This window comes from Propionivibrio sp., assembly GCF_017995515.1.
In the GTDB taxonomy this organism is placed as follows: domain Bacteria; phylum Pseudomonadota; class Gammaproteobacteria; order Burkholderiales; family Rhodocyclaceae; genus Propionivibrio.
In genome coordinates this window covers 29,131-35,434 of record NZ_JAGOIT010000014.1, presented here as the reverse complement: position 1 = coordinate 35,434, position 6,304 = coordinate 29,131, and the positions used below count along the sequence as shown (strand labels likewise).

Here is a 6,304-nt window from a genome sequence, read left to right as displayed (position 1 = left end):
ACCATGAATTCGAGACGCCCGGCCGCGATCTCGTCGCGCATTTTGTCCGCAGTCTTCGCAATGATCTCGGGACCGATACCGGCGGGGTCGCCCATGGTCACTGCCAGTCGAATTGCCTTTTTCATGTAAGTGTCCTTCCAGGTTGTTCAGGCGTTGCAAAGCAATCGAATCATTTCAGCCAGATCGTCCGGCCCGCCGAAGGCGCCGGAACGCGAATAGCAAGGGGCGCCATTCCAGGCGCCGCCGACCAGCCGCGCGCAACCCCAGCCGGGGCGCACGGCAGGATGGGCGAGCAGCGCGCGCGCGCCGCTGGCACGGCACAACGCGAGCAGCGTGTCGCCGCCGATCACGGCGAGTTGGCCGGGGCGGGGCAGGCATTCGACGATGCGGGCCACTTGTGCGGCGAGTCGTGTAGCGGCCTCGTCCGGGGAAACGCGTCCGGCTGGGGAGAGGTCGAGCCAGACCTCTCCGGCGCCGGCGCGTGCCTGGTCGAGCGCCGCGGCGATCTCGCCGTCGTCGGCGTAGCGGGCCATGGCGGTGGGCGGGCGGTCCGCGCACAGTCGCGCCCATTGTGTCTTGAGCGTTGGCTGGAAGCTGGCGCTGATCAGGACGGTCGGCCCTTCATTAATCGGCAGCAGGGCTGCCGATCCCAAGTCGGGCGCGAGTTGCCAGCGCCGCGCCAGCGCGTGCGCCAGGCCGGCACTGCCGCACCACAGGGGACTCGCCGTGCTGTTCTCAACCGTGGCGACGACGCGATTCAGGTCGGCGTCGGTCAGGATTTCCGGTATCCAGGTATCGCAGACGCCATCATTGGCGAAGGATGAACAAGCACGTCTGTTCAATGCGGAAAAGGCTTCGCTCAGCGGTGTGGCGACGCCCTCGCGCGTGCCGTCCGGGCGTACGATCCATTGGCAGTCGTCTACCGTGATTCGTCCCTGCGCCGGGAAGGCCGGGGCAAACACGGTCAGGCCAAACGAGCCGTGCTGCGCGATCCAGGATGTCTCGGCGAAGGTGTTGCCGCGCAGGAGACTGTCGACCTTCTTGTAGGCGACGGTGCCGGCGCGCAGCCAGTCGAGTGCGGCTTGCAGCCGCTCAGGCAGCGACGCCGGCGCGACGTCGCGCGTGCCGGTGGCGAGCGCGGCGATCGGCGCCGCTGCGTCTTCCTGATCTGCTGGCGGACGGTCGATATACACCGGTACCGGTCCGGCGAACACGGCCGCCGTATCCAGCGCGCCGGTCAGGTCGTCGGCGAGGATTCGGATGCGCCGGGTGCCGCCGGTATCCACGACTATTTTCCGACCACCGTCAGTTTCACGCCGGCCGAGCGGATGCGTTCGAGTTCCTCCTGCGGCGCACCTTCGTCGGTGATGATCTCGTCGAGTTCGTCGAAGCTGCAGACGGTCATGAAGACGCGCGGGCGGAACTTCGACGAGTCGATGAGCAGGCGGCAGGAATTGGCCGACTTCATCAGCGTGCGCTTGACCGCGGCGACCTCGGTCGAGGTTTCGGAGATGGTCGTCTCGGACACGGCGTGGGCGCCGAGGAAGAGCACGTCGGCGCGGATAGCGCGTGCGTCGTTCTGCACTTCTTCGCCGACCAGCGTGTTGCTGCCCTGGCGCAGCCGACCGCCGAGGACGTGGACCTGGACATAGGGACTGTTGTTGAGGACCTGCGCGATTTCAACGTCGTTGGTGACGGCGACGATTTCGACCTTGCGCGCGACGACGGCCTTGGCGGCTTCCAGAACCGTGCTGCCGCTGTCGAAGATCACGCTTTGCCCCGGAATCAAGGCCTCGGCGGCTGCTTCGCCGATGGCCGTCTTCTCTCGCGGCGAGAGGTCGCGCGCGGCCGAGAAGTTCGGCTCGAAGGTGCTGTATTGCTGGTGGCGCAGGATGGCGCCGCCGTGCGTGCGCTCGACGATGCCTTCTTCGGCCAGCGCATCGAGGTCGCGGCGCAACGTGGAGATGGAAACGTGCAGGGCGTCGGTCAGCTGTTGCAGCGTCACCGCGCCGTGATTGTTCAGGAAGTCGGCAATGCGCTGGCGTCTTTGAACCGGCAGCAGGGGAGTGCTTTCTGCTTTTTCCACTTCGCGCGGCCTGTCTTCGAGTGCGAGTTCTTTCATGTTCGGATCACCTGATTGTTGACCGTCGGTCGACGCTCAATTCCCGCGTGCAGCGCGATGGTCGTCATTTGACGTGGTAGATAATGCATTAACGTGATAGTTAATGCAACATTTCTACCGAGGTATTGATCGAGTGCGTGGCGCCTTCCGGTGGGTGCCTGTGGAAAGTCAGTGGCCTGCGGCGATCATCGCTGGATCGCCTTGCTGCCGCTTGTGTGATCATAAGTTACTGTAAAACAATGAAATGACTGTGCTGTTTTGTTCGTCTGCTGCGCCGTTTCTTGTCCGCCAAGTGAGTCGTTCCAGTGCTGCGCGATGGAATTTTGGTAGATGGCGGCAGATGCTATTACCGTGGCATTGTTGATGTTTTTAGATATTTTATGACGCCTATTGACAGAGTGTGGAAGTTATATCACTCTTTATCTACCACAACGTTCCAACGGTGTGCGCGTCGGATTTCGACGGTTGCGTGCGCAGTTTTTTACAAGGCGGGGGTATTTCAGATTCATCTCGGACTACGCATTCAGGGCGTAGAGGCATGAAGGCGATACTGATAAAGGAGGATTGCATCATGATGGTGAAAAAGATTCTGTCGGCGCTGGTCATAGGTTTTTCACTCGTGGGCGGCGCGGTTGCACAAGACAAGCCGGTCGCCGGTCAGGTGCTGAACATCGCGCATCCGGCGTTGAGCCAGACCTGGTCTCCACTGCAGGGCGGTGGACACGCGGCGCGCTGGCAATCGCTGATGTGGGCGGCCCCGATGTACTTCGACAAGAGCGGAACGCTGCAGCCGCTCGTGCTGGCCAAGGCCGAGCCTGACGCCAACTTCGTGCAATGGACGCTGACGATCAATCCAAAAGCCGTCTTCTCCGACGGATCGCCGATCACGGCCGAGGACGTCAAGGGGACGTGGGATCTCTGCGCCATGCCGAGCACCAAGCACCAGCGCGCCGACCTGTTCCTTGGCGGCGTCGAAGGGTTCAAGGACGTGACGAGCGGCGCCAAGAAGGCGATGTCGGGCATCGTCGTCAAGGACGCGACGACCGTCGTTGTGACGCTCAGCGCGCCCGATCCCATCTTCGATCAGAAGATCGCCACGGCACTCATCCCGCCGGTCAAGATCTCGCAGGCGCGTGATGCCAACGGCGAGCAGAAGGCCGACTGGTGGCACCCGAAGAGCAAGGTGGTGGTCAGCGGCCCGTTCATGCCGCAGAGCATGGATCTCGACCAGGGCATCGTGACGTTGGTGCCGAATCCCAAGTTCTTCGGTCCGGCGCCCAAGCTCTCCAAGATCGTGATCAGCTCGGTCAGCGACGCCAGCACGGCAACCCTGATGCTCAAGACCGGCAAGATGGACGTGCATACGGAGTTGATCACGCCGACGCTGATCGACGATCTGGGCGCCGATTTCGTCTCCGGGCCGCCGCTCGCCAAGGGTCAGCAGTTCTGGTTCGATGCGAAGAAGCCACCGATGGACGATATCAATGTCCGCAAGGCGCTGATCATGAGCATCAACCCGGTCGATATGGCCAAGGCGGCTTACCCGCAAGGTCCTTATACGCCGGCCACGCAGATCCTGAACAAGGTCGCCGGTGTCGATCCCGACTTCCAGCCGTATCCGTATGACCCGGAAGGCGCCAAGAAAGCGCTCGCCGCGTCGAAGTACAAGGAAGGCCGCCTGCTGCCCAAGATCATGTTCGTCGGCATCAGCACGCCGACGCACGAAGCGGCCGCGCAGTACATGGCCGAACAGTGGCGCAAGGTGCTCGGCATCCAGGGCGTCGAGATGAAGGCGGATATCGAAACCTACTCCGGCCCGGACCAGAAGAGCGTGCAGATCTTCCGCGACGACGTCGGTACGCGCGTTCCGGATGCCGTCTCCTACCTGATGGGTTCGATCCACTCAACGTCGGGCAATGCGCGCGGCAAGATGGGCGGGTACAAGAATCCGCAGGTCGATGCATTGCTCGACGAAGCCAAGGCCAAGAGCGTCAAGGACCCGGCCCGCATCAAGGGGGCGCAGGATGCGCAGAAGCTCTTCCGCGAAGACTACATGTTCATCCCGTACTACTACGACGTGATGTCCAAGTGGGCGATGCCCTGGGTGATCGGCTTCGACAAGAACGACGACTGGCAGGTCATCGAGCCGTGGAATGTCACCCTCGACGAGAGCAAGCGGCCTGCCCGCTAAGCGTGTGATGTGAGAAAGCTGCACGGGCGGACGGATTGCGCGCTGCCCGTGCGGGAACATCTGGGGTCAAAATGGGAAAGTACATTTTAGGCAGGGTGTTGCGCTGGATTCCGTCGGTGCTGATGCTCCTGCTGCTGATCTACGCGCTCGTCTTCTTCGGGGCGGGCGATCCGATCAAACTCATCTTCTTGCGTGCGCCGGGTGACGTTGCCTACGACCCCGAACGCATCGAAGCCATCCGCGAGGCCGCCGGGCTGAACCGGCCGTTCCTCGTGCAGTTCGGCAGTTACGTCAGCCATATCGCGCAAGGCGACTTCGGCAACTCGCTGGTCTCCGGGCGCTCGGTCAATTCGATGCTCTCCGCCGCGGTTCCGGTCACGCTCCAGCTTGGCCTGACCGCCATCACGCTGCTGGCGATCGTCGGCATCGCGCTCGGCGTCGTCGCCGCGCTCAATCAGAACAAGGCGATCGACAACGCCATCGTCGGTTTTGCGCTGTTCATCTGGGGCATCCCGGTCTTCGTCGCCGGCCCGCTGATCATCGTGCTGATGGTGCTTGGCATGGGCATGGACGTGCCCTTCGGCTGGAGCGGACTCTTCCATCCCAAGGTGATCGTCCCGCTCCTCGTGCTCGGCCTCAATCCGATGGCCATCATCATCCGTCAGGCGCGGACGGGCGTGCTCGAAGTGCTGAGCGAGGATTACGTGCGCACGGCGCGCGCCAAGGGCCTGCCGGCACGTATCGTCGTCTTCCGTCACATCCTGCGCCCGGTACTGACACCGGTGGTCAGCCAGATCGGCCTGATCGTGATCGGCACGCTGAACAATTCCATCCTGATTGAAAAGGTGTTCGGACTGCCCGGTCTGGGTCGCCTGACCGAATCGGCGATCAAGGACTCCGACTACCCGGTGATCCTGGCCATCGTTCTGATCTTTTCAGTCGTCGTCATGCTGTCCAACCTGCTGGTGGATATCGCTTACCCACTGCTCGACCCGCGCGCGGCGTCGAAGAAAAAAGGAGAGGAATAATGGCGGAAACAGTGGCAACCCCGATGGCACAACAGGAACAACAATACAGCCTGTTCAAGGACGCGTTCAACCGCCTCATTGCAAACCGCCTGGCGGTGGTCGGCATGATCGTCGTCGTGCTTCTCCTGCTCGTTGCGGCGATTGGCCCGTACATCACGCCCTACGACTTCCTGTCGCAGGACCTGAACGCGCGCAATCAGTTTCCGTCCGCCGCGCACTGGTTCGGTACCGACGATCTGGGGCGCGACGTGTTGAGCCGCGTGATCTACGGTGCGCGCACCGCCGTGTTCGTCGCTTTCGCGGTGACCATCCTGAGCTTCATCATCGGTACGGTACTCGGCTCGCTGGCCGGCTATCTGGGCGGCAAGGTCGATGCCTTCGTTTCCTGGCTCATCGATATCACGATGTCCATCCCGTCGCTGCTGCTCGTCATCGTCATCAACGTCTCGCTGAAGCCGACGCTGGTGAACTGGATGGACGAGCAGTTCCTGCTGACGCACAACGAGTTCTGGCGCAACACGGTGTGGGCCGACTTCGCGCTCGTCTTCGGCTCGCTGGCGCTGATCAAGTGGCCGAAGGCCGCGCGCCTGATCCGCGGGCAGATCCTGTCGATCCGCAACAAGAACTACGTGCTGGCGGCGAAGGCGATCGGTGTGCCGACACCGCGCATCCTCAAGGCCTATGTCATTCCGAACGCACTCGGTCCGATCATCGTCTCGTTCAGCGCGACGCTCGGCGAGGCGATGGTGCTCGAATCGTCGTTCAGCTTCCTTGGCGTTGGCGTGCGTCCGCCGATTCCAAGCTGGGGAAACATGATCAGCGACGGTCTGCGCGTCTGGCAGCAGTACCCGCACATTCTGGCTGCGCCGGCGATGGTGCTGGCTGCGGCGACCATCGCCTTCAGCTTCCTCGGCGACGGTCTGAACGACGCGCTCAACCCGCGCCAGTGGAAGTAACGGTGAC

5 protein-coding genes are annotated in these 6,304 nt (G+C 62.6%); 3 read left to right on the top strand and 2 right to left on the bottom strand.

From position 1 onward, the window contains the following. Positions 1-146 precede the first annotated feature (146 nt). Together KBA32_RS03910 and KBA32_RS03905 are read right to left on the bottom strand one after the other, a co-directional pair. Positions 147-1,286: a four-carbon acid sugar kinase family protein gene (locus KBA32_RS03910; RefSeq protein ID WP_294355587.1), complete on the bottom strand. Its 1,140-nt coding sequence runs from the start codon at positions 1,284-1,286 to the stop codon at positions 147-149. Between the two features lie 2 nt (positions 1,287-1,288). Further along, positions 1,289-2,122, bottom strand: coding sequence for a DeoR/GlpR family DNA-binding transcription regulator (locus KBA32_RS03905; RefSeq protein WP_294355584.1), 834 nt, complete (start codon positions 2,120-2,122; stop codon positions 1,289-1,291). Positions 2,123-2,693: 571 nt separating this feature from the next. Between KBA32_RS03905 and KBA32_RS03900 the strand changes: the two genes are divergently transcribed. The 3 genes from KBA32_RS03900 to KBA32_RS03890 all read left to right on the top strand — a co-directional run bounded on the left by KBA32_RS03900 (position 2,694) and on the right by KBA32_RS03890 (position 6,297). Then, the gene (locus KBA32_RS03900; RefSeq protein WP_294355581.1) at positions 2,694-4,313 is read left to right on the top strand and encodes an ABC transporter substrate-binding protein; all 1,620 of its coding nucleotides are present in this window, start codon (positions 2,694-2,696) and stop codon (positions 4,311-4,313) included. A 71-nt stretch (positions 4,314-4,384) separates the two neighbouring features. Then, complete coding sequence (locus KBA32_RS03895; protein ID WP_294355578.1) at positions 4,385-5,341, top strand: ABC transporter permease; 957 nt, start codon at positions 4,385-4,387, stop codon at positions 5,339-5,341. Continuing rightward, complete coding sequence (locus KBA32_RS03890) at positions 5,341-6,297, top strand: ABC transporter permease (protein WP_294355574.1); 957 nt, start codon at positions 5,341-5,343, stop codon at positions 6,295-6,297. Before KBA32_RS03895 ends, KBA32_RS03890 begins: the two co-directional genes overlap by 1 nt. The last annotated feature ends 7 nt before the right edge of the window (positions 6,298-6,304 follow it).